This window comes from Mesorhizobium sp. M8A.F.Ca.ET.161.01.1.1 (assembly GCF_004792105.1).
Lineage (GTDB): Bacteria > Pseudomonadota > Alphaproteobacteria > Rhizobiales > Rhizobiaceae > Mesorhizobium.
The window spans coordinates 1-352 of record NZ_SRTD01000204.1 but is presented as its reverse complement, the minus strand read 5'-3'; the positions used below and the strand labels follow the sequence as shown (position 1 = coordinate 352).

The following is a 352-nucleotide window of genomic DNA, read 5'->3' as shown; positions in this document are numbered from 1 at the left end:
TGGACACGCGCGGCTGCGCGAGCCGGGTGATCGCCGACAGTTCGGCCACGGTGAGTTCCTCCTGCTCCAGCAGCGCCAGCAGGCGCACGCGGGTCGCATCGGCGAACACCTTCAGGCGGGTCGACCAGTCTTCCAGATCCATAAATATCTACATATCGCGCTGTAGAGCTATATTCGCCGAGAAGGCCTCCCGCGGTCAAGTCGCCAGCGTACGGAAACAGCCGGGCCCCGGTACAATCGGGGCACCTGGGCGCGCCGTATGCGGCCCATAACTTCATGTACCCGGGAGGGTGTTGTGGATTTCAGCTTTACCGAAGAGCAGTTGATGCTGCAGGACGTGGCGCGGCGCATC

The 352-nt window shown here is 63.1% G+C and carries 1 protein-coding gene; it reads right to left on the bottom strand.

Going from position 1 to position 352, the window contains the following annotated elements; all coding sequences use genetic code 11:
- Positions 1-142 (bottom strand): ArsR family transcriptional regulator (locus tag EN804_RS35330; RefSeq protein WP_135922354.1); only part of this gene is annotated, 142 nt, incomplete at its 3' end.
- Between the last annotated feature and the right edge of the window lie 210 nt (positions 143-352).